This window comes from Paenibacillus sp. FSL K6-2441 (assembly GCF_037964765.1).
Classification (GTDB): domain Bacteria; phylum Bacillota; class Bacilli; order Paenibacillales; family Paenibacillaceae; genus Fontibacillus; species Fontibacillus phoenicis.
In genome coordinates, this window is sequence record NZ_CP150174.1 from 1,134,641 (window position 1) to 1,157,676 (window position 23,036).

16 protein-coding genes are annotated in these 23,036 nt (G+C 54.3%); 13 read left to right on the top strand and 3 right to left on the bottom strand.

Translation table 11 applies throughout. The features are described from left to right. Positions 1–135 precede the first annotated feature (135 nt). Positions 136–1,512: an IS110 family transposase gene (locus tag NSQ80_RS04840; RefSeq protein ID WP_260072012.1), complete on the bottom strand. Its 1,377-nt coding sequence runs from the start codon at positions 1,510–1,512 to the stop codon at positions 136–138. A 359-nt stretch (positions 1,513–1,871) separates the two neighbouring features. Here NSQ80_RS04840 and NSQ80_RS04845 point away from each other — a divergent pair, with 359 nt between their 5' ends. Together NSQ80_RS04845 and NSQ80_RS04850 are read left to right on the top strand one after the other, a co-directional pair. Beyond that, on the top strand, positions 1,872–2,747 hold the full coding sequence (locus tag NSQ80_RS04845; protein ID WP_339301601.1) for an AraC family transcriptional regulator: 876 nt from the start codon (positions 1,872–1,874) through the stop codon (positions 2,745–2,747). Positions 2,748–2,848: 101 nt separating this feature from the next. Continuing rightward, positions 2,849–3,337 carry a low molecular weight protein-tyrosine-phosphatase gene (locus NSQ80_RS04850; protein ID WP_339301603.1) on the top strand — a complete coding sequence of 163 codons (489 nt, stop codon included), beginning with the start codon at positions 2,849–2,851 and terminating at the stop codon, positions 3,335–3,337. Between the two features lie 77 nt (positions 3,338–3,414). On the opposite strand, the gene NSQ80_RS04855 is transcribed toward NSQ80_RS04850, so the two are convergent. Both NSQ80_RS04855 and NSQ80_RS04860 read right to left on the bottom strand, forming a co-directional pair. After that, entirely contained in the window at positions 3,415–4,308 is an 894-nt protein-coding gene (locus NSQ80_RS04855; RefSeq protein ID WP_009224678.1) for a carbohydrate ABC transporter permease, read from the bottom strand. Positions 4,309–4,329: 21 nt separating this feature from the next. Beyond that, positions 4,330–5,301, bottom strand: a complete 972-nt coding sequence (locus tag NSQ80_RS04860) for an ABC transporter permease subunit (protein WP_009224679.1) — start codon at positions 5,299–5,301, stop codon at positions 4,330–4,332. 269 nt (positions 5,302–5,570) lie between these two features. Here NSQ80_RS04860 and NSQ80_RS04865 point away from each other — a divergent pair, with 269 nt between their 5' ends. The 11 genes from NSQ80_RS04865 to NSQ80_RS04915 all read left to right on the top strand — a co-directional run bounded on the left by NSQ80_RS04865 (position 5,571) and on the right by NSQ80_RS04915 (position 22,990). After that, positions 5,571–7,172, top strand: coding sequence for a response regulator (locus NSQ80_RS04865; RefSeq protein ID WP_339301605.1), 1,602 nt, complete (start codon positions 5,571–5,573; stop codon positions 7,170–7,172). Beyond that, the gene (locus NSQ80_RS04870) at positions 7,150–8,976 is read left to right on the top strand and encodes a sensor histidine kinase (protein ID WP_009224681.1); all 1,827 of its coding nucleotides are present in this window, start codon (positions 7,150–7,152) and stop codon (positions 8,974–8,976) included. Before NSQ80_RS04865 ends, NSQ80_RS04870 begins: the two co-directional genes overlap by 23 nt. A gap of 192 nt (positions 8,977–9,168) precedes the next feature. Further along, positions 9,169–10,773, top strand: a complete 1,605-nt coding sequence (locus NSQ80_RS04875) for an ABC transporter substrate-binding protein (protein ID WP_339302161.1) — start codon at positions 9,169–9,171, stop codon at positions 10,771–10,773. 170 nt (positions 10,774–10,943) lie between these two features. Then, on the top strand, positions 10,944–11,837 hold the full coding sequence (locus NSQ80_RS04880; RefSeq protein ID WP_323075885.1) for an ABC transporter permease subunit: 894 nt from the start codon (positions 10,944–10,946) through the stop codon (positions 11,835–11,837). A 3-nt stretch (positions 11,838–11,840) separates the two neighbouring features. Beyond that, a complete protein-coding gene (locus NSQ80_RS04885) occupies positions 11,841–12,737 on the top strand; it encodes a carbohydrate ABC transporter permease (protein ID WP_260069788.1) in 897 nt (298 codons plus the stop codon). Positions 12,738–12,804: 67 nt separating this feature from the next. Beyond that, on the top strand, positions 12,805–14,493 hold the full coding sequence (locus NSQ80_RS04890; protein WP_339301607.1) for a hypothetical protein: 1,689 nt from the start codon (positions 12,805–12,807) through the stop codon (positions 14,491–14,493). A 142-nt stretch (positions 14,494–14,635) separates the two neighbouring features. Further along, positions 14,636–16,501: a histidine kinase gene (locus NSQ80_RS04895; RefSeq protein ID WP_339301609.1), complete on the top strand. Its 1,866-nt coding sequence runs from the start codon at positions 14,636–14,638 to the stop codon at positions 16,499–16,501. Continuing rightward, on the top strand, positions 16,470–18,062 hold the full coding sequence (locus tag NSQ80_RS04900; RefSeq protein WP_339301611.1) for a response regulator: 1,593 nt from the start codon (positions 16,470–16,472) through the stop codon (positions 18,060–18,062). The genes NSQ80_RS04895 and NSQ80_RS04900 overlap by 32 nt, the downstream gene beginning before the upstream one ends. A gap of 104 nt (positions 18,063–18,166) precedes the next feature. Beyond that, the gene (locus NSQ80_RS04905; protein ID WP_339301613.1) at positions 18,167–20,245 is read left to right on the top strand and encodes an alpha-galactosidase; all 2,079 of its coding nucleotides are present in this window, start codon (positions 18,167–18,169) and stop codon (positions 20,243–20,245) included. 7 nt (positions 20,246–20,252) lie between these two features. After that, complete coding sequence (locus NSQ80_RS04910; RefSeq protein WP_339301615.1) at positions 20,253–22,361, top strand: alpha-galactosidase; 2,109 nt, start codon at positions 20,253–20,255, stop codon at positions 22,359–22,361. Between the two features lie 419 nt (positions 22,362–22,780). After that, positions 22,781–22,990 (top strand): hypothetical protein, encoded by a 210-nt coding sequence (locus NSQ80_RS04915; RefSeq protein ID WP_157273497.1) that lies wholly within the window; start codon positions 22,781–22,783, stop codon positions 22,988–22,990. Positions 22,991–23,036: the final 46 nt, after the last annotated feature.

Here is a 23,036-nt window from a genome sequence, read left to right on the forward strand (position 1 = left end):
CAGAGTATACGCTAACGTACAATTCGCATTCACAGGGCGAGGTGGATAAAGCTGACATACGAGATCCAAGGTCTCCAAGAAAGTGATCCGATCTTCCCTCAGTCCCAGAAAGACCGGTTCCAAGATCTTGCTTAGTTAGGCCACCGCTAGTGTCGGCATAACGCAATTGAAGTTCAACTTCTTATTGACCTCATCAAGGATGTGATAATCAGAGCACTGCGATTGAAACGGTAAACGGTCTCGCAGCATGGCGAAAGCGACTTTGAGCATCTTATTACCCATTGCAACAAAGATGGCTCGTTCATGTTTTCCTTTTTCCTTCAGACGATCATAGAAAGGCTTAAGGTCCTTATTATGCATGCAGAGACTCTTACCTGCTAGATATACCGCATAACGAAGGTGATCGTTTCCCTGTTTGGAAATCTTGCGGTAGGAGCCTTTGCCGCCACCTGTTTGCTTAACAATGGGGTTTGTGCCAGCTTTCTTAATTAACTGGTTTGCGTTCGAGTACTGAGATACATCGCCGATTTCAGCATAAAGCTCAGCCGCGGTAGTCACTCCTAAGCCCGGGACGGTAAGAAGCAGTCGTCCGTCTGTCTGAAGGAGAAGGTTCTCGATCTCTTGTTCCAAAACATTAATTTTGGCATCAAATGTTCGTAAGTCACGTAGCTTCATTTTCAGTAACATAAGCTCAGGCCGAAGTTCCTGTAAGTTTCTCGATAACGCTTGTTCAGCGACGTGCAAGAGCTTCTGGATGGTGGTGTTTCGCAATTTGAGATTATGCTGAATCGAGAGCTTCCGTAGCCCGGTCTCCCCTAGTTTCAGGACAGCAGCGGGGTGTGGATAATGCTCCATGAAGAAGAGCGAGGCTTTCCCCCAGAAGTCACTGAATACTTTGATTTTTCGAGCTCTACCGGCTGAATAATCTGCATATCCTTGGTACTCGCGCCAGATGAGGTCCATAAGTGCTCGAATCTCTGTACGCAAGGAAGCACGCTTCCGTGTCTCAGAGCGCCGTGCTCGAGTCAAGACATGGAGCTGACGCTGCACGCCATTCAAAAGCTGGTTTTCAGTGGCTTTGTTGCTTTTGATGGCATGGGCGATGGCCACAAGATCAAGATCATCTGTTTTGCACCAATTCAGTGCGCCGGCGCGTTCCTCGAAGGTGGTATACGGATTCAAGATCTGAACGTGGTACCCTCGTTTCGCCATCTCGCGGACGATGTCTTCATAGTAATGGCCTGTTGCCTCAATACCCAGGAACAAGCGAACAGCCTCTGTGGCTGTAACCGCTTGATTAATCTTCTTGCAAAGCAGCTCCATACCAGAATTATTCGCTGAGAAAAAGAAGGGTTTTTCAATGATGTCGCCGAAATAATTGCATATTAAGGCTTTTTGGTGGAGCTTGGCCGCATCGATTGCAACGATGAGGACTTGCTCCAGGTTAACGCCCCTTAGCTGTTGACTGAACTTAGTTCCCTTACGGCCTTGAATGTGCGAGGATTTCCCCATGCGACTTTAACCTCCTGTGGTTGGTAGGTAAGATTGAAGCTTCCCTGTCAGGTGCTTCTTTCTTCGATAGTCGCTGGGGATTTCCTCTTTATATTTTGATTATATTACACGCCAGAAAGTATAAACTACGGGGATTGGCATCCTGATATCGCAAGAAAAACTTCCGCTAAACGCGGTCTGTCTACTTTGAATGTACGTCGATAGACGTTTTTCTTATTTGGTGACTACTCCCTGATCCGATATACTGATACCAAACTCATTTCGCCGGCCAGTCCAGACTCCCTGCAAAGTTGGTGCGCGGAAAGTCGGAAGGGGCAGGAGAACTCCTAGTATGATGGGAACCAGAGGAGGTGCAAACGATGGATGTGCTAAAAAATATGAACGAAGCGCTAAACTACATCGAGCGGAATTTGACGGAGGAGATCGATTATGGGGAAGTCGCCCGGATCGCCGTTTGTTCGGAGTACCATTTTAAACGGATGTTTTCGTTCCTGGCCGGGATTTCGCTGACGGAATACATCCGCCGCCGCCGATTAACGCTGGCTGCTTTCGAGCTGCAGCAGGGGCCGGTGCGGGTCATCGACCTTGCGGTGAAATATGGGTACGGTTCCGCCGATGCGTTTACCCGGGCATTCCAAGCCTTGCATGGCATCACGCCGTCGGAGGCGAGAGATCCGGGAGCGCAGTTGAAAGCTTATCCTCGGATGTCCTTCCAACTCACCATACAAGGAGGAAATGAAATGAATTATCGGATCGTAGACAAAGATGCTTTTCGGATCGTCGGCCTGCACAAGCGGGTACCGGTTCAATTTCACGGAGTAAATCCGCATATCGCAGAAATGGCGCAGCAGTTAACCCCGGAGAAGATCGCTCAGCTGAAGGGGTTGTCCAATCTCGAACCGGCCGGGATCATCAGCGCGTCGATTAATTTCTCGGAAGGGCGCATGGAGGAGCAGGGGGAGCTGGACCATTATCTTGGCGTGGCGACAACGCAGGTTTGCCCGGACGGCTATGCATCGCTTGCGGTGGCCGCTTCGACATGGGCGGTGTTCACTGCCGTCGGCCCATTCCCGGATGCGCTGCGGAACGTTTGGGGACGGATTTATTCCGAGTGGTTCCCGTCCGCTCATTACGAGCTGGCCGAAGGACCGGAGCTCCTATGGAACGAGAGCCCGGACACCTCCCTGCCCAACTATCGAAGTGAAATCTGGATTCCGGTGGTGCGCAAAGGCTGAAGCTTCGACTGAGCTATGGTTGTTCTCCGGCTTAACCTATAGTACTATCTGCTAAGAGAGAGTGTTGAGCAGATAGGTGACAGGAAGGAAGAAGGAGAACCATGGAAAACGAGAAGCGCAAAGTGGGAGTGTTGTTTGTATGCCTGGGGAACATTTGCCGTTCGCCCATGGCGGAAGCCGTCTTTCGGCATCTGGTGAACGAAGCTGGATTCAGCGAACGGTTTGTGATCGATTCGGCGGGAACCGGCAACTGGCATACAGGCAATCCGCCGCATCACGGCACGCGCCGCATTTTGGATCAGTACGGCATTTCCTATGAAGGGCTGAAAGCGCGGCAGGTGGCGCAGGACGATTTTGCCAAGTTTGACTATATCATTGCGATGGATAACCAGAACGAACGTGATTTGAAGGCGTTGGCCCGCAAGACCGATGCCCGGATCGTGAAACTCTTGGATCTGGTGCCGGAATCGCAGCTAAAGGAAGTTCCCGATCCGTATTACACCGGGAATTTCGAAGAGGTCTACGGCCTGGTGCAGCAGGGCTGCCGCGCTTTACTGGAATTGATCCGGCAGGAGCACGCCTTTGGCTAAGCGCAGATCAGCCTAAACAAGAGCCAACCACAAACACAGAACCCGTCCGGCAATCGCCGCGACGGGTTTCTTAATTGTTAGCTTTTGATCGCGCCCATCATGATCCCTTTGACGAAATATTTTTGCACGAACGGGTACACCATGATGATCGGCAGCGTCGCCACCATCGTGACCGCCATCCGAATGCTTTCGCTGGAGACCGGGATGCGCTTGGCGTTTTGCGCCAGCTGCTGGGCATCGGTCATCATCGCGCCGGTCTGGAATTGGTTAAGGATCTTGACCAGAACGGCCTGCAGCGTCTTAAGCTCCGGTTTATACGTGTAAATATAGGAATCGTACCAAGCATTCCAGTGGCCGATGGCCAGGAACAAGCCAATCGTCGCCAGCACCGGTACACACAGCGGAAGAACGATGCGGACGAAAACCTGCAAATCGTTGGCGCCGTCGATTTTGGCCGATTCCTCGATTTCGCCGGGCAACTGCTCGATGAAGGTGCGAACGAGGATCATCAGAAACACTCCGATCAGCCCCGGGAAAATAAACACCCAGAACGAGTCAATTAACCCCAACGCCTTGATCACCATATACGTTGGAATCAAGCCGCCCCCGAAATACATCGTAAACACAAAGAAGAACGAAAAATACTTCCAGCCGAGCAAATACCGTTTGCTTAAGGAGTAAGCCAGCATGGAGATACAGATAATCGACACCGCGGTCCCGATCACTGTCCGCAGCGCCGTCACCTGCAGCGCACTCCAGATTTCCGGGTTGCGGAAGATGGTAATATAGCTGGCTGTCGTAAACTCTCGCGGCCAGAAATACAGGTTGCCGCGCAGCGAGTCCGTCGCATCGTTCAGCGAGATGATCAGGATGTTCCAGAACGGATAAAACGTGACGAGAAAGATGCACGTCAGGAACAGGTACAAGGCCGCATCAAACAGATGCTCGGTCATCGTTTTTTGATTTTTCATGCAGTTCCCTCCATGCCAGGTTTAGAATAAGGACTGGCCGTTGATTTTTTTCGCGATTTGGTTGACGATCACCACGATGATAAAGGCGACCACCGAGCTGAACATGCCGACAGCGGAAGCGTAAGAGAACATCCCGTTCTGGATCCCGTAGCGGAACGAGTAGGTTGAGAGCACGTCGGAGTAATCCTTCGTCAAATCGTTCCCGAGCAGGAAGTGCTGGTCGAACCCGGCGTTCAGAATGCCGCCCATGGCCAGAATCAGCAGGATGACGATCGTCGGCTTTAGATGCGGGAACGTGATATAACGGATTTGCTTAAACCGGTTGGCCCCATCCACCTTGGCCGCTTCGTACAATTCCGGGTTGATGGAAGAGATCGCCGCCAAATACATGATCGAGCTGTAGCCCATATCCTTCCACGTATTGCCCAAGGCGACAATCCACCAGAAGTACTTGCCGTTTTGCAGGAACAGGATGCTCTCATTGGTAATATGGAGAAACTTCAGCAACGCGTTCACCGCACCATCCGAGGACAGCAGCGTAACGATAATGTTGGCCGCGATAACCCAGGAGATGAAATACGGCAAATAGGAGGACGTTTGCACGATTTTTTTGAATTGGACGTTTTTGATTTCGTTAATGGCCAGCGCGATCAGGATTGGCATCGGAAACGAGAACAGGAGTGTAATCAACGTCGAAGCCAACGTGTTGCGCAGGATGATCAGGAAATCGCCGTTATTAAAAAAATAACGAAACCACTGCAATCCCACGAATTCGCTGTGGAACAGACTGTACCAGAAACGGCCGAGCGTGGGCTGGTAGTTCACGAACGACATATACAATCCGGCCATTGGAGCATAGGCGAACAGGATCGCCCAGATGAGCGCCGGCAGCATCAAGAGGAACAGGTATTTTTGTTGTTTGAAGACGGGCCAAACTTTCCGGCGCGGGAGGTTCAGGTCCGTGCCTTCACGTAGCTTCAAGTCGGTTTGCATAGCGGCACCTCGCATTGGTTTTCTAGTTCAAGTTCAAGTCAGGACGTCCAGCCTATGGCTTAAAAAAATTATAAGACCCCCGAAAAATCCGTGTCGATAAAGCAAAACATCGAATCATGCTTGAAAATAACTTTCATGCGAAAGGAGGATTCAGCTCCCGAAGATGTAAGCGCTATAATTAAAGTGGACGCAGGAAGTCGTAAGTTGAAAGGACCGTCCTCCCAGGACGGTGATCAGGCATAGAAAGACAACCGAAGGGGGCTTGCGGCATGTACAGCATTTTTCTGGTGGACGACGAGCAATTGGAATTGGAGATGATGCGGGACTTCATCCGTTGGGAGGAGATGGGGATATACGTCGCCGGCGTCGGCATCAACGGGAAGGATGCCCAAGAGAAGATCCAAGCCATTCAGCCTGACATTGTGCTGACAGACGTCCAGATGCCCTTCATGGACGGCCTGGAGTTGGCAAGGTGGGTCAGGGAGCAGTATGACTGGATGCAGATTGTATTTCTGACCGGTCATGACGAGTTTAGTTATGTGAAATCGGCCTTGCACGTCGGAGCGGTCGGTTATTTGCTTAAGCCGCTGGATCTGGAGGAAATCTCCGGAGTAATGGCGCGGGTGAAGCAAAAGTGCGAAGAGGTACGTTTAAAATATAAATCGGTTCAGATGACGAAAGCCAAGTTGTTGAAAGAGCTACTCCACGAAAAATCACCGGTTCGGCAGGAGCAGCTCACCGCCGAGCTTCGCAAGCTGGAACGGGGAGGAGCCTCCGGCCCTTCCTATTCGCTGGCGCTTTGCAGCGCGGACCGCAGCGCAAGCGGCATCAACGGCGGAGAGCCCGACGGCACAGGGGAGGCGGGTTCGTTGGAAGCCGCGATCTCCCGTCTGCCCGAGGTGACGGAGGAATATTTCCACGCCGTCCGTAAGGACGCGGTGGTTGCTGTGCTGCAGGAAGGGGAGCTGGCGATCTTTATCGCGGCTGAACCCGAAAGCGGAAGCCAGCCCGCCATGACGCGAGAGCAGTGGGGGACGCTGCAGCAGACGGTCCGGGGATTGTTGGGGCTGTCAGTCACGCTCGCCATCGGCAACGAAGCGGTCGAACCGGCCGGCATCGCCCAGCTGTATGAACGGGTGCGCAGCTTGCGAGACGAGCGTTTTTTCCTTGGGCCGGGGCAGATTTTGGTCGCAGGTGACGTCAAACCGGGATACCGCTACGGCACGCTGCCGCCCTTCCCGGAGCAGGCGTGGCTGGAGGCGCTGCAGCAGCTGCGCAGCGAAGAGGCGGAAGCGATGTTGCATGATTATCTCATAAACGTTCGCCAGCTGCGGATCGATAAATCGCTTGTGTACGAGTGGGCGATCGACCTGCTGGACCGCTTGGAGGAACAGATTCACTGTCCGAGCTTAAACGGCCAGGCCGAACCGGTCAAACGTGCCGCCCTGTATCAATCGGTTTACGATTGTCAGACGCTGCAGGAGATCGAAGCGGCGATTTGGCGGGCGGCAGCGCATTATTTGGAGCTGCTGATGGAGCGGGCCACGGACAAGAACGCCAAGCTGGTGCATCAGGTCTGCCAGATCATCGATAATACGTATCATGAGCCGATCACCATTCAAAGCTTGTCCAGCCAAGTGTATTTGTCGCCGAACTATCTGCGCTCGATCTTCCGGGACAAAACCGGGATGACGATTCACGACTATCTGACTCGCATCCGCCTGGAGAAAGCGAAGGAGATGCTGGCGGATCCATCGCTGAAGGTACAGGATATCGCCCAGAAAATCGGTTACGAGAGCACGTCCTATTTCATTTCCTTATTCGTGAAAAACCAAGGAGTCACGCCAAATGAATATCGAAAAAATCTTTAAAGGGACGGAAGGAATGAACCCGATCGCTCGGCGGTTGTCCTTGTTCAGGCATCATTGGTTCGCCAATCTTCGGCTGCGCAACAAGCTGTTTATTATTTTCCTTCTCGTGTCTTTTATCCCGTGCTCCGTGCTGATTTATTATTCCTATACCTCCACGCGGAACACGATTACGGAGCAGACGTACGCTTCGTTAAGCGGGACGCTCAATCAGATCAATACGAACCTTGAAAACCGGCTGGGGTATTATGAGCAGCTGACCAATATTTTGTATATGGATGCGCAGCTGCGGAACTTTTTGTCCAACGATTACGAACAGGCCTATTATTATCTCGATGCGTTCCGCTACATCAATCGGACGATGTCCTCCATGATGATTTCCAACGCGAATATTCAGGGCATCACCATTTACATCGATAACAAGACGTTGTATTCCGATAAGCAGTACATCCGATATACCGAGGAGCTGCCGGAAACGGTGAAGCAGCAAGCGCTGAATGCGGCCGGGAGTCCGGTTTACACCCATATCGAAGATCCGCAAACCGGCACGTCCTACGTCACGCTGGCCCGTTCGCTCAGTTACTTTAGCTTGTCGCACCCTTACGGCATTCTAACGATCAATATCGACGACAAGGAAATCTATTCCCTGATCGAAAAAGAGAACGTTAATAAGAGCGTCTACATCATCGACGAGACCGGCCGCGTGATCAGCTCCGGTGATGCGGCGATGAAGGGGAATCAGCTGTTTGACCTTTATCCCATTCAAGCGGATTTAACGTTGTCCAGCGGGAAATTTGATAAGCGGATTGGCGGACAGGAGTTGTTTTTTACCTACAAAAAGCTACGCAACGGATGGACGACGGTAATTACCGTCCCTTATGACGAACTGCTCGCCAATACGAATAAAGCGACTAAACGGATTGTCTGGATTTCGGTCACTGTGATCGCGGTTGCCGCCCTGCTCATTTTCGTGACGGCGAAGGTGATCACGAAACGGATTGAGGGGCTGCTGCAGCAAATTCGCAAGGTGGAGCGGGGGAATTTCCAGGTTCAACGCATGCCGATGGGAAACGATGAGATCGGGCAGCTGTCGTACGCGTTCCAGAAGATGGCGGCGCGTATTCAGGAACTGATTAATGAGGTATACGTTAAGGAAATCGCCGTAAAGGATTCGGAGCTGACGACGCTGCAGGCGCAGATCAATCCGCATTTTCTATACAATACGTTGTCCTCGATCTCCTCGCTGGCTTTGAAGGAAGGCAGCATGCAGGTCTATCAGATGGTTAACCATTTATCGAAGTATTATCGAATCTCGCTGAACAAGGGCAAACGGGTGGTGTTGCTGGAACAGGAAATCCAGTTAGTCAAAAACTACGTTTCTATTCAGGCCATCCGGTTCCGCGGGATGCTGCATATGCACTACGATTTGGACGAGTCGTTGTTTAACCGGACGGTGATCAAGTTGATATTGCAGCCATTTATCGAGAACTGCATCCATCACGCGATCTGGAGTGAGACCGGCATCAACATTATCGTCAAGCTCAAGGCGGAAGGAGAGGATCTGTTGCTGCAGGTTATCGACGACGGACAGGGCATGACCCGCCAGCGGCTGGAGGAGGCGTTTAATAAATCAAGCAATCAATCCGGCTATGGTATCAAAAATGTCGACGACCGAATCAAACTGGCTTACGGGGAACGATATGGGGTGGAAATCTTCAGCCGGCTTGGCATCGGGACGAATGTGACGATCCGCCTGCCGCTGAATCCGAACGCGTCCGAGCTGGAAACGCGGCTGAATACGGGGTGATAACGAGCTATAGCAGGGGTTCAAACTGAGGGGAGCCGATGAAAGTCGTTTTCCATTATGAATAGTAACATTGCGTTATGGATATACATGGGGGCGCTTTTTACAATTGAGTTGAGCTTGAGGTCCAAGCGCAAATGTACAAGAGAGGGGTTTACGCAAATGAAGAAGAAGCTGCTATTCATGGTATCCTCTATGATGATCCTTGCCCTGCTCGCTGGCTGCGGGTCCGGGAACGCCCCGTCGGCGGGAGGAAATTCTCCTGCGGCGAACGGAGGGACAAACGGAGAGGCGGCAGATGATAAGTCGCCGATCACGTTGACGTTGTTTGACCAGAACACCGGGGATCCGTTTACGAACCCTGTGGCGAAAGCGATTACAGAAAAAACCGGCGTGACCGTAGAAATCCAGCAGCCCACCGGGAATCCAGCGGAGAAGCTGAACCTGATGCTGGCAAGTAACGATTTGCCGGACATCGTGCTAATGAGCCGCGGAAGCGACATCATGAACAAGTATATCTCCTCGGGAGCCGTGATCCCGCTGGACGATCTGATCGAGAAATACGGACCGAACATCAAGAAAATGTACGGGGATACGCTGAAGAAAACGCGCAGTGCGGACGGGAAGAACTACTATCTGGCCAACTGGTACGGCCTGGAGCAGTACCCGGTGTTTGGCTTCCTGATGCGGATGGACTTGATGAAGGAGCTGGGCGTTGGGGATAAGGTGAACAACGGCGAGCCGTTTACAGCCGAAGAGTTCGAGAACCTGTTAAAGGCGTTTAAGGAGAAGTACCCAACGATTGACGGCAAGGAAACCATTCCGATGACGTTAAATGGCGACAACATGAGTGGAGTTACCGGTACGTTCAAAGGAATGTATGGCATTATGCCGTATTACGAGAAGGACGGCAAGCTGCTGAAGGATATCCGCGATCCGCGGTATTTGGAAATGATGAAATTTATGAACTCCTTGTATCGCCAAGGCCTGCTCGACAAAGAATGGGTGACGATGAAGACGAAGCAGTATGAGCAGAAGCTGGCGGCGGGGAACGTATTTGCTACGGCGGATGCCAGCTGGAACGTGGGCGGAGCGAACGGTTTGCTGAAGGCGGATGCTCCGGACCCAGCTAAGGCGGAGGAAAGACAGTTCTATCAATATAAGGTGCTGGCACCGGGGATTGGACCGGACCAAACGACGTATGGGCCGAAGAGCTCGTTGGGTTGGGACGGTATCTCCATCACCAAGACGAACAAGGATCCGGTCCGTACGATCAAGTTCTTGGATTTCCTTGCCAGCGAGGAAGGGCAGTATTTGATGATGTGGGGCGTGGAAGGCGTGCATTGGGACATGAAGGACGGCAAGCACATGCCGCGTCAAGAAGTGCTGGACGCCTTCAAGAAGGATTGGGCGGAAGCTTCCCGCACGACCGGGATCCGCAAATGGACCTGGACGATCAAGAACGGACCAGGCTCCGACGGCACGCCGTATGACCTGATCGGCCGCGGGATGAGCGATCCGACGACGGACCTGGCGATCAAGAACCTCGCGGATACGTCGTTTGATACGGCGCCTTATGACAGCCTTGGCCCGGACGGCGGTACACCGGAAGCGATTATGGAGACGAAGGTCAACGAGACGATTAACGAGTACTTCCTGAAGATGGCCCTGGCTCCTAGCGAGCAAGACGTGGTAACCTTGTACAACACCATGATGAAGCAAGTAGAGGCTGCAGGCTTATCGAAACTGGAAGAAGTGTATAACAAGAAGTATCAAGAACGTATGGAATTGTGGAAATAAGACGGCCGTGACACGAGCGGCGGGGGATGAAGGTCCTCCGCCGCTTGTTTTTTGTTTGCACGGTATCTCTAATGTTCTATCAACTTCCAATCAGAACGACAGAAATCCAACCGTTGTTGTATGGTTCCGCTTACATGGCGGCCTTATAATGATCCCCAAGAGGTGATCCGATGCTTACCAAACTTGCAAAATACCGCTGGCAATACGTCATGGTGCTGCCCGCCGTCGTCCTGCTGTTCCTGTTCAGTTACGTGCCTATGGTGGGCATCCAGGTGGCGTTTCGGGATTTCCAAATCGGCACAACGATGTGGAACAGTCCTTGGGTGGGCTTCGAGAATTTTGCCTTTTTACGGGACGATCAATTTTGGCTGGTGGTGCGGAACACGGTGTACATCGCCGTTCTGAAATTCGTGTTCGGATTTCCGGCGCCGATCCTATTGGCGCTGCTGATCAACGAGCTGCGGCACAACGGGTTCAAGCGCTTCGTCCAATCGGTCAGCTATTTGCCGCATTTTTTCTCCTGGATCGTCGTTGCGTACATTTTGCAATCCTTCCTGACGCTGGACGGCGGGCTGGTGAACCAACTGATCGTGAATCTGGGCGGCGACCCGGTGTTCTTCCTTGGATCCACGGAGTGGTTCCGTCCAATGATTGTCGCCAGCAGCCTGTGGAAGGAAGTCGGCTGGAACACGATTCTGTACCTGGCCGCCATCACGACCATCGATCCGCAGCTGTATGAAGCGGCCAAGGTGGAGGGCGCCGGCAAATGGGCGCAGATGCGTCACATTACATTGCCGGGCATGATGCCCACCATTTCGATCGTGCTGATCCTCAGCATGCCCAGCTTGATCGCTGTCGGGATGGATCAAATTTATCCGCTGATGAACCCGGCCAATCAGCCGGTTGCGGACGTGCTGGATACGTATATTTTAAGAAGCGGCTTGCAGCAGGGGTATTTTGGAATGGCGACCGCCGTTGGGATGTTATCCTCATTGCTTAGCTTGCTCCTGGTGCTCAGCGCGAATCAGTTGTCTCGGAAAGCCAACGGAGAGGGGCTGTGGTAAACGATGCAAACTTCCACAAGCGATAAAATTAGTCAGGGCGTCATCATTTTCCTGATGCTGCTTCTCTGCGCCTCGGTCATCTATCCCTTCATGTATATGCTGTCGATTTCGCTAAACGTTGGCAGTGACGCAGCCAAAGGCGGGGTGTATTTGTGGCCACGGCAGTTCACTTGGGCCAATTACGAGATCGTATTGGGCAACGTCGTTATACGGCATGCCTACTTGATCACGGTAGCCCGAACCATTGTCGGCACGCTGGCCGGTTTGGTTGTGACGTTGCTCGCCGCATTTGGACTCTCTTACGAGCGGATGCCGTTTCGAAGCGCTCTGCTGACTTACGTGCTGATTACGATGCTGTTCAGCGGCGGATTAATCCCGTTTTACATTCAGCTCAACGAGCTTCATTTGCTGAACACGTTTTGGGTGTATATCGTTCCCGGGGCGTTCTCAGCCTGGAACATGTTCGTTATGCTGAAGTTCATTCAAGGAATTCCTGTGGCGCTTGTGGAATCCGCCGAGATTGACGGGGCCAACCCGGTCCGCGTACTGCTGTCGATCATCCTGCCGCTGTCGAAGCCGATGTTAGCCGCGCTTGCCTTATTTACGGCCGTCGGGCATTGGAACGACTGGTTTGCCGGGGCTTTTTTCGTCACGGACCAGAATCTGATCCCGGTGCAAACCTTCCTGCAGCAGCTGTTGTCGGCGCAAGACATGTCGACCGTGCTGGGCTCGAACAACAATATCGAAGCGCTTGCCCGCGGCACCCAGCTGTCCAATGTGACGCTGATGTCGATCAAGATGGCAACGGTGATGGTTAGCGCAATTCCGATCCTTTGCGTCTATCCGTTTTTGCAGAAATATTTCGTCAAGGGAGTGCTCATCGGCTCCGTCAAGGGGTGATGTGATCTCATAGAACACCACGGACCGGCAGAAGCATGTTGAATCATAAACGAAGGGGGAAACGAATTTGAATTCACGAAAATCTTGGACCCGAAAATGGATGGCCGCTGCACTCGCAGCGTTCATGCTCGCCATATCGGCTTGTTCCGGCGGCGGAGGGGGAAGTGAAGGGGCAGCAACGGGCAGCGCGGATGGAGGAAATGCAGGAACAGACGGCGGCGGCGTCGCATCCTTTAAGCTGTGGCTCGGCTGGACGGCGATGATCAACAACAACAGCATGGTGCAAAATTACTGGCGCGAGCATGAGCCGTTTATCGATCTCCAACTGGAATCCACTCAAGGCGATGCCATGACGGCGCTAAATCTGAAGCTGAACACAGGCGGCTTTGAGGATGCAGCGATCTTTGGACGCAGTGACATCGTTGATAACGCCATGATTCGCTCCAATACGATTCTGCCGCTGGAGCAATACTTCGATATGCCTGACAAGTACCCGGGGTTGGCTTCCATCCCGAAGGAATATTTAGAGCCTATGAAGGATGCGGAAGGCCATATTTGGTCGATTCCAACCTGGTTTGACCAGAATCCGGACGATCCCTGGCCGGGTTGGGCCTCCGGAGGCTGGTTCGTACGTACCGACGTCCTGGAGAAGGTCGGAATGACGATGGATGATCTAAAGACGCTGGACGGCGTGGAAAAATACTTAAGGCTGGCCGCTGAGCAAAAAGATGCCAACGGCAACAAGCTGATCCCGCTCAGCTTCCTGTCCGAGGCCAGCGACGAGAACGTCATTGTGAGCACTTTCGGCGTGACTACGGCGACGGCCGGCGGTGTCATCCCCGTAGAGAAGAAGGGTGACGACTACGTCTTCATCTACGACGACCCGCAATATAAGGCGGCTTATCAATGGATGAACAAGATGTACCGCGAGGGCTTGCTGGATCATGAAGTGATGACCGACAAGAAGGAGCGCTACAAGGAGAAAAACAAAACCGGACGTATTGCGATGAACGCCGGCGGTTTCTTTAATATGGACGCTCAGTTGTGGGAAATCCTTGACGGTCCGACGGAGCCGGCCTGGTATTATGAGACGATTCCGTACCCGCAGGTTGAGGGCGTTAGCAAGCCGGGTTATAACCAGATCATTAATCAGTACCCGGGAAATGACGTCTACATCAGCAAAAAAACGAAAAACCTGGAGGCGATCCTCAAGTTTTTTGATTACACGCTGCAGCCGAAGCCGGAACAACAGCAGGTGGTCAACGAAGGTCCGGCCGGCGTGTTCTGGGACTGGGTTGACGGTCCGCTCGGCAAATGGGAATACACGAACGCGGAATACCAAAAGCTGCACGACTCGGGAGATCAGGCGAAGAAGGTCAGCACCACGCCCGAACTCTATATGACCTCGTCCTACAGCAACGAATGGTACCCGTGGTGGAACTACAATTTGACCGAGCCGAAAGGCCGGCTCAAAACGATCGATTTCACCGAGAAAATCGGCAAAATGGGCACGATCCGCGTCGCGCAGCCGTATGACCGGGTCAAAGCGAAGGCGGGCGGCCTGTGGGAGAAATATTTGCCGGAGCTGGACGCCGTCAAAACGGAATACAAAGCCAAGCTGATCATGGCCAAGGACGAAGCGGCCTTCGAGGAGGCCTGGAACGAATTCCAGGCGGCGCTAGAGAAACGCGCCCACTGGAGCGAGCTGAAGACCGAATGGTATGAACAGCTGAATGTTGAAATGCAGAACGGGTAAAGTGGCCCCCTGCGCCAGAAACAAGGTTGCCCCGATCGATGGATGGATCGGGGTCAGCCCTGTTTTTGCTTGTGGAACGCGATGCGAATCCCGACGTGTGTAAAAGTCCACTCATCATCCGAGGGGAAGGAGTGCAGCTGACGTGAGAGCATGGCTAGAAAACCGTGTGATCCGCTTCACCCGGGGGATGAACCTCCGCAGGAAAATTTTTATCATGTACGGCTTGATTTTGCTGGTGCCCAGCCTGATTCTCGGCGGGGTCACGATGGGCATCGTCGTGCGCAGCTTTCACGAAAATTACGTGGCGACCGTCGACGAATCGATCAAACAAACGGCGATCAACATTGACTATAGCAAGAAAAGCTACGACTTGCTGGCGATCCGCACGGCGACCGACAGCGAGCTCATTGCCCGGCTGGGGCGGGAATATGCGGATATGACGCAGATCATCGACACCGTCGACTATCTGGATCGCAATTTTATGTTGACGAGCAAATATTTGCCTGGGATCGTGGATTTTCGCATCTATCATACCAACTCGACTTTGGTGGAGGACGGTCGGCTCTTGTGGCGGCCGCAGCAGCGGCTTCTGTCCGGTTTGGACGAACGAAGCTGGTACGAGAAGACGATGGCCTCCTCTACGCTGCTGCTCTGGAGCACGGCACCGGACGCACCGGGCCGGATCGTGCTGACGAGCAAAATTTTGAACAGCGCCGGGGAGCCGCTGGGCATGGTCTATATTTTGCTGGACTACAACGTCGTGTTTGGCAATTTGCTGAAACATCCTTTTGCCGATGGCGGCAGCTTGTACATCGTGGATGAGGAAAAGCGTATCTTAGCCACAACCAAACAGGATAAGATCGGCCTTCGCATTCTGGCGGAAGGCTGGCTGGAGGAGGGCGGAACGGATGACAGAAAGAGCGAAGGGGCAGGTAAACAAGCAGACGGAGTCGCCGCCGTTTATGACCTGACCGAGACCAAGCAGCTCGTGACGCTGGAGCCGCTGACCTCCGGGTGGTATGTCGTCGCTCTAACGCAGATGAAGTATATGGACGGACGGAGCATCACGTTGCTGGCGCTGATCGCCGGGACGGCCGTTTTGCTGCTGGCGTTGTCGATGTTTCTGATCACGACGATTATGAATAACGTCGTTCGGCGCATCCGGCGGCTGGGGCATCGCATGTCCGACCTGTCGCGCGGCGAATTTGACGTGACGATCCGCAACAAAGTACAGGATGAACTCGGCGATCTGGAGCTGATGTTTAACTCCATGTCGGAGCGGCTTGGCCATCTGGTGGAAGACATCCGAACAACAAGCCTGCAGGAACGAGAGCAAGCCTTTAAGGCGATGCAGGCGCAGATCAATCCGCACTTTATTTACAATTCCTTAAGCCTGCTGCGTTGGCGTGCGCTGGATGTGCAAGATGACGAGCAGGTCCGGATTATCGATGCATTGACCACCTTTTATAGGCAAACGTTAAACAACCAGGTTGCCGTCATTCCCATCCGTGAGGAATTAGAGCATGTAAAGGCGTATCTGGAGGTGCAGCAGCTGCGGTATCCAGGGCGGGTCCGGATCGAATGGGATATCGACGAGCAGGCTGGCTCCTTGTATACGTTAAAAACCTTGCTCCAGCCGATCGTGGAGAACTGTTACGCGCATGGGGCGATCACAAGGCAACAGGACGCTGTCATTCGGATCAGCGTAAAGCGCGAGGTTGGCTGTATGGTGATGACCGTGTTCGATAACGGCCAGGGGATTGCCCCGGAGCGGCTGGCTGCGCTGGAGGCAGGAACTTACCTTGGCAGCGGTAACGGGTTCGGGACGGCGAACATCCGGGAGCGGCTGGCATTATATTTTGGAGAGGCAGCGGCATTTAAGCTGGAGAGCGAAGCGGGAGCCTGGACGCGGGCGACGATCCGATTTCCGGCCTGTACCGAGCCGCCGATCCTCCGGAAGAAGGGGTGGATAGGAGATGGATTTGCTGAAGGTTCTGATCGTGGATGACGAGCCCTCCAACATTCAGGGCTTGGTGCGTTACATCCGGTGGCGGGAGCTGGGGTATGAGGAGCCGAAGACAGGAGAGTCGGGCGAAGAGGCGTTAGAAGCGATTAGGCAAACGCCCTTCGATGTATTGATCTCCGACGTGGCCATGCCTGGTATGAACGGCATCGAGCTGGTCGCCCGGGCGAAGGAACTGCTTCCTCAGCTTCAAGTGCTGATGATCAGCGGGTACAACGAATTTGAGTTCGTGCAGGATGCCATCCATGTCGGCGCGCAAGGGTACGTGCTGAAGCCGCTGAAGCTGGAGGAGGTATCCAGTCGCTTGACGGCAATGCGGGAAACGGTGGAGAACATGCGCAGGCTGGCCGAGCAAACCGAAGATTTGAAGCGAAAAGTGTCCGGCAGCCAGCGTCTGATCCAGGAACGGGTTCTCAGTGATCTGCTCGCCGGACTTGTTCCCGGGGAGGATAGGCAAGCCTCTTGGGACGGCTTGATGAAGCTGCCAGTAGGGGTTCGCGAACTCAACCTGTTCCTGTTCAGCCTGGATCACTTCTTGTCCCTGAAGCAACGGGCCGAAGAACGCGTGGTGCTGTCGGCCGCATTACGCCAGACGGTTGATGTGGCCTTGTCCGCGTTCAATTCGGTTTGGCTGGCGCAAACGTCCCCCGATGAAATGGTCGCCTTGCAAATGAACCCGACGGTGGAGGACAAAGCGCGGATGGAGAAGCAATTGAGGTTCGTTCAGGTGATTCTGCAGGAGCAGCATCACTCCACCGTAACGATTGGCTGCAGTCCAGCGGCAAGCACCTGGGAGGAGCTCCCCGATCTGTACAAGGAGATGAAGTTCCGCATCGCCCAGGCCCGCTTGATTGCAGATGGGCAAATTGTGCGGGGAGAGACGCCGGATGCCGGCGCGTTTGACGATTACCGTCTGCGGGAGCAATGGATGCCGGAGCTGATCCGGAAAATGGAGGAGGGAGATGCTGCTGCGGTCCGGGACACGATGAACCGGGTGGTGGATCTCCTGTCGGGGCAGCCTTCTTTTTCCTATGTGCAGGCCGTTGGCATGAGCTTTCTCAGCGAGTTGATCCGCACGCTTCGGCGGGGGAGCGAGGCAGACAGGGAAACGAATATTGTGCTTTGGCGTCGGATGCTGGATTGCAGCAGTACAGAGCAAATCATCGAATTCCTGATGGAATGCGTGGATCGGTACATGGCGGTGGAAGCGCGGGAACGGATGAATCAACAGCGCCTTTTGATCCGGAAGGTAGCCGCGTTCATAGACGAACGAGTGCGGGACAATTGGACGGTGAAGCAGCTTGGGGAGCAGTTTAATTTGAACGCCAGCTATTTGAGCGTGCTGTTTAAGAAAGAAATGGGCAAAACGATTTCCGAATACGTTCAAGAAACCCGCATCCGGCAGGCCAAGGAACTGCTGAGCGACCCGAACGTTAAAGTTTACGAGGTGGCGGATCGCGTAGGGATCCAGACTTCCGCTTATTTTACCTATCTGTTCAAGAAGCTGGTAGGCTGCACCCCTCAGGAGTTCCGAGATTATCGATAATCAAAAAAGGCATATCCCGTTATCAATCGGAACATCGTTGCATAGAACCCCGCAAGGTTCGACCTTATAATGGGGGCGAATAAGCGGAGAAGGGGTGGAGTTGAATGACCATAAACGGACCTATCACGGAAAAAGTTCGCTTCTGGGCGGAATCAGATACGCATAGGCATTTGGATAACGGGCTTGGCCGCTTAAGCTTTGATCTGGCCGGCGGCACCTTTGCCTGGACCTGCCGCGAAGCGCTGGTTTGGCAAGAGATTCGCAGCGCGTATCGGTGGCAGGGGAGGGAATACCATACCGGTCAGTATGAACGCCATGAAGTGATCGGGGAGCCGAAGGAGCTGAACGATGCTTTTGGGTATGGCCTGCAGGTGGGGATTCGTCATGAAAAACCGGGGTTACCGAAGTTGGAGCAGTATTTTTACCTTTATGAGCAGCAGCCTTTCTTCTTGATTCGGGTCGTTGTGGCAGGGGAGGCGGGGCTGAAGCTAAACCGCATTGCGGTGCTGCAGTCCGCCAAGCTGGATTTCGAAAAAGCCGATGGCAACGGGGAGGACCAACTGCATGCCCTGCGCATCCCCTACGACAACGATAAATGGGTGCGTTACATCGCGAAGCCGCTGCCTTGGGAGACGGAAAGCTATGAAGCGGCAGCGTTGTTTTATCCGGGCAGCCGGCGGGGCTTCGTTACAGGCTCGGTGTCCCATGATGTTTGGAAAACGGGCATCCGCATCCGAAGCGAACGGGCTGGCAAGCTGGACGAGTTCGAGCTGTATGCCGGGGCAGCGGGCGTGATGACGCGGGATACGCAGCCGCACGGGTATGTGCACGGGCCGCGGGTCGAATCCCCGCTGGTGTTTGCGGGATACTACGACGATTACCGCGAGGGGCTGGAGGCATATGGCCGTGCTAACGCGGCGGTGGAGCCGCCGCTGAAGTGGGAAGGCGGCGTGCCGTTTGGCTGGAACAGCTGGTCGGCGGCGATGAGTACGCTGGATTACGAGTTGTATACGTCAACTAGTGATTTTCTGAAACGCGAGGTGCAGCCGCTGGGCTTTGAGAGCGGGGAGACGCTCTATATCAACTTCGACGCCTTCTGGGACCGGCTGACGGCGGAAGAGATGGCGGATGCGCTGCGCCGGGTGCGGGAGAACGGGCACAAGCCGGGCACGTATTGGACGCCGTTTGCGTTCTGGGGCAGTCCGGAGCAATTCAGCCGGGAAGTGGAGGGCACAAACGGCAAGTATACGTACGGCGAGATCCTGCTTCGCGATGCAGAAGGGGAGATCGTAGCCGACATTGCCGGCGGTTTGGCGATTGATCCAACGCATCCGGGGGCGCTGCAGCGGATCGATTGGTTTACGGAGAAGATCATTCGCGAAGGCTTCGAATACGTGAAGCTCGACTTCATGGCGCACGGGGCGCTGGAAGGGAAGCATTATGACCCTTCGATCACAACCGGCATCGCTGCTTACCGCCACGGCTTATCTTATCTGGCGTCGAAGCTGTCGCCGGAGGCGGTCGGACGGCCGTTTTTTATCAATCTGTCAATTGCACCGCTGTTTCCGTACGCTTTTGCCCATAGCCGCCGCATTTCCTGCGATGTATTTGGGCAGATCGGGGATACGGAATATTTGCTGAATTCATTGACTTATGGCTGGTGGATGAATGACCGCTTGTACCGATTTAACGACCCGGACCATACGGTACTGTACAAAAGCTTCAATCAGGAAGAGACAGCCTGGCACGAAGGGCGCAGCCGGCTGACGGCGTCGGTCATCGCCGGAACGCTGCTGCTGCTTGGCGACGACTTCCGTAAGGAAGGAGCGGCAGAACGCGCCAAAGCATGGCTTGGCAACCGCGCGGTGATGGACGTCGCTCGTTTGGGGCAAACCTTCCGCCCGTTGGAGTGGGGCTTTGGTGATCGGGCAGCCGATGTATTCGTGCTGGAAGCTCTCGCTTCAGAGACAACCGGCGGCAATGCGCTGTATGTGGCGGTGTTTAACTTCGACGGGACGAGGGGAGCCCGAAAGACGGTATCTCTGGCGCGTGCGGGTCTCGATCCGAAGGTGCTGTACAAGGTTGATGATTTGTGGGAAGGCACGGAACATGAAACCGCAGGTGAGTTGGTCGTTGACCTGAAACCGGCGGAAGCGAAACTATTTAAACTCAGCGGACGGTGATCTGAACATGGCAATTTGGGTGGATGAACAAAATCGATTATTTGCGTTGCAAACCAACGGCAGCTCCTACGTGTTTGGCCTGAATGAGAAGGGCCGGCTACAGCATTTGTATTGGGGAGCGCCGATCGATCCGGCAGAGGCATTGCCGCTGCTGGGGACGCGGGGGCATAGCTCCTTCGACGCGGAGATCGAACGGGAAGCGGAGGAGTACAGCTTCTGGGGCGGTGTCGGGTATGTTGAGCCGTCGCTGAAAGTGACTTGGCCGGATGGGGTGCGTGATTTTTGCCCGAAATATATCGGGTGCCGGGTCGATCAGCAAAATGGGAAAGATACGCTAACGCTGACGTTTCAAGATGAGGTGTATCCGTTTGAGGTTCGCTTGAGCTATGCGGCTATTGCCGAGCACGACGTGCTGGAGCGGTCCGCCAGCTTCGTGAATTTGGGAAGCGAGCCGGTGCTCCTGGAGACGACACAATCGGCTGCCTGGACGATGCCGGCGCTGCGGAACTATCGGTTTACGCATGTCACCGGGAAGTGGGCGGGTGAGTTCCAGCTGCGACGTACTTTCTTATCCGAAGGCAAAAAGGTCCTGGAATCGCGGCGCGGCTTCACCGACGGCCATGCCAATCCGTGGTTTGCCGTCGATGACGGGACGGCGGCGGAGGACCGCGGCGACGTCTGGTTCGGGGCGCTGGCGTGGAGCGGTAACTGGAAGATCGTCGCCGAACAAACCGCGTTTGGTCACGTTCGCGTCACTGGCGGCATCCACGACTTCGATAGCACGTGGCTGCTTGGCCCCGGCGAGACGTTTGCCGTGCCGATGTTTGTCGGCGGATACAGCGCCGCCGGGTTCGGCGGGATGAGCCGGAAGCTGCACCGCTATCAGCACGATTACGTGCTGCCGAGCCGGGAGCCGCGCAAGGTGCTGTACAACTCCTGGGAAGCGACGTATTTCGATGTGAACGCCCAGGATCAAATGGCGTTAGCGGAGCGTGCGGCCAAGCTCGGCGTTGAGCTGTTCGTCGTTGACGACGGCTGGTTTGGGGCGCGCAATCACGATCGGGCCGGGTTGGGCGACTGGGTCGTCAACCGGGAAAAGTTCCCGAACGGGCTTGGCGAGCTGATCGATCGGGTGCAGGAGCTTGGCATGGAGTTCGGAATCTGGGTGGAGCCCGAGGCGGTGAACCCGGACAGCGACCTGTACCGGAGTCATCCGGATTGGGTGTACCATTTCCCGACGCGGGGACGGACGGAGCTGCGCAACCAGCTGCTCTTAAACATCTCCAAGCCGGAGGTCAAAAACTACATCCTGGAGTTCATGACCGATCTGCTTAGCCAGCATCAAATCAAGTTCATTAAATGGGACATGAACCGGACGGTGACGGAGCCGGGGATGAAGGATCATCCGCTGAACCGCCAGAAGGAGATTTGGATTCGGCACGTGCAAAGCCTGTATGAGATCTGGGCCGAGCTGCGTCGGCGTTTCCCGCACGTGGAATTTGAGACTTGTGCGGGCGGGGGATCGCGCATCGACCTCGGCATTTTCCGCTATGCCGACCAGGCTTGGCCCAGCGATAATACCGATGCCTTCGACCGGCTGAGCATTCAGGAGGGCTTCTCCTATGTGTATGCGCCGAAGATGATGACCTGCTGGGTGACGGAGTCCCCTACCGGGATGAACCGCCGCGTCCTGTCGCTGCCGTACCGGTTCCACAGTGCGATGATGGGGACGCTGGGCATCGGTGCGAACCTGAACCATTGGAGCGACGCGGAGCTTGAGGAGGCCGCCGGGTTCGTCCGGCAATACAAAGCGATCCGTCCGCTGGTGCAGTTCGGCGATCAGTACCGGCTGGATGCGCTGAGCCACCTGGGCGTGACGGCGGTCCAATACGTGGATAAGGCCCGCGGGGACAGCGTGCTGCTGGCGTTCCTGCATTCGCAGCGGCTGGGCGATCGCCTGCCTCGCTTGCGCCTGCAAGGCCTCGCGCCGGACAAAGCCTACGCGATCGAAGGGCTGCCCGGCACCTGGAGCGGCCGCAGCCTGATGCAAATCGGCATCGAGCTCCCGCTGCGTGGCGACTTCGACAGCGTGCTGTACCGGATTTGCGAAGCGTAGTGCGCGACCGAAACCCCAGCCGATAGAGGTTGGGGGTTCTTTACGTTGCCTATTTAGCGGTAAAAATGTCCCTTATTTTCCACTCCACCTTGGAAATCGAGGAAATAAGGGACTTTTATGGTGCTATTTTGCAGAGAGAGCGACGAAATGGCGGAATTTCGACCAGCATCCGGAGAATAACGCCCTTTTTGGTCGTTATTTTCTGATATCTAGCCGATGAAGCCGCAATAACGGTAAAAAATTCCGCTATTCCCGCTGAAAGGAAAATTTTTCTTGCCATACTCCCCAATTTAAGCCGGCGTTCGAAGAGATGATCCGCAGCTTCTCGGCTTCATAAACTGATGTGGTTGTTTTTTTGAAGCACGATAAGCTATTTTAGAGGTAACTTATCAGATGAATCGGTGAACAAGGAGGGATGGATGATGCGGCAGGTGGATCTATCGGAAATGATTCGCCCGGCAAGCCGACGGAAGCAAAAGGAGATCATCCGTACTTCGGTATCTTTAAAGCCTGCGCGATTGGAGGCCGAAATCAAGCTGTTAGCACGAAGCGTGAGAAGCCGATTTTTGAAGAGTCTTTCGGAAGGACGCATTCAAATCAACAGCGAGCGAGAATGGACCTTACGCTAAAAACCGGGGAGGGACGTTAGTGTCTACCATATGGGAAAGTGAAGGG

Coding starts and splice junctions, on each gene's coding strand:
- NSQ80_RS04910 (WP_339301615.1), top strand. CDS start 20,253: ATGGCAATTTGGGTGGATGAACAAAATCGATTATTTGCGTTGCAAACC.
- NSQ80_RS04875 (WP_339302161.1), top strand. CDS start 9,169: ATGATGATCCTTGCCCTGCTCGCTGGCTGCGGGTCCGGGAACGCCCCG.
- NSQ80_RS04900 (WP_339301611.1), top strand. CDS start 16,470: ATGGATTTGCTGAAGGTTCTGATCGTGGATGACGAGCCCTCCAACATT.
- NSQ80_RS04885 (WP_260069788.1), top strand. CDS start 11,841: ATGCAAACTTCCACAAGCGATAAAATTAGTCAGGGCGTCATCATTTTC.
- NSQ80_RS04845 (WP_339301601.1), top strand. CDS start 1,872: ATGGATGTGCTAAAAAATATGAACGAAGCGCTAAACTACATCGAGCGG.
- NSQ80_RS04850 (WP_339301603.1), top strand. CDS start 2,849: ATGGAAAACGAGAAGCGCAAAGTGGGAGTGTTGTTTGTATGCCTGGGG.
- NSQ80_RS04905 (WP_339301613.1), top strand. CDS start 18,167: ATGACCATAAACGGACCTATCACGGAAAAAGTTCGCTTCTGGGCGGAA.
- NSQ80_RS04865 (WP_339301605.1), top strand. CDS start 5,571: ATGTACAGCATTTTTCTGGTGGACGACGAGCAATTGGAATTGGAGATG.
- NSQ80_RS04855 (WP_009224678.1), bottom strand. CDS start 4,308: ATGAAAAATCAAAAAACGATGACCGAGCATCTGTTTGATGCGGCCTTG.
- NSQ80_RS04840 (WP_260072012.1), bottom strand. CDS start 1,512: ATGGGGAAATCCTCGCACATTCAAGGCCGTAAGGGAACTAAGTTCAGT.
- NSQ80_RS04860 (WP_009224679.1), bottom strand. CDS start 5,301: ATGCAAACCGACTTGAAGCTACGTGAAGGCACGGACCTGAACCTCCCG.
- NSQ80_RS04880 (WP_323075885.1), top strand. CDS start 10,944: ATGCTTACCAAACTTGCAAAATACCGCTGGCAATACGTCATGGTGCTG.
- NSQ80_RS04915 (WP_157273497.1), top strand. CDS start 22,781: ATGATGCGGCAGGTGGATCTATCGGAAATGATTCGCCCGGCAAGCCGA.
- NSQ80_RS04870 (WP_009224681.1), top strand. CDS start 7,150: ATGAATATCGAAAAAATCTTTAAAGGGACGGAAGGAATGAACCCGATC.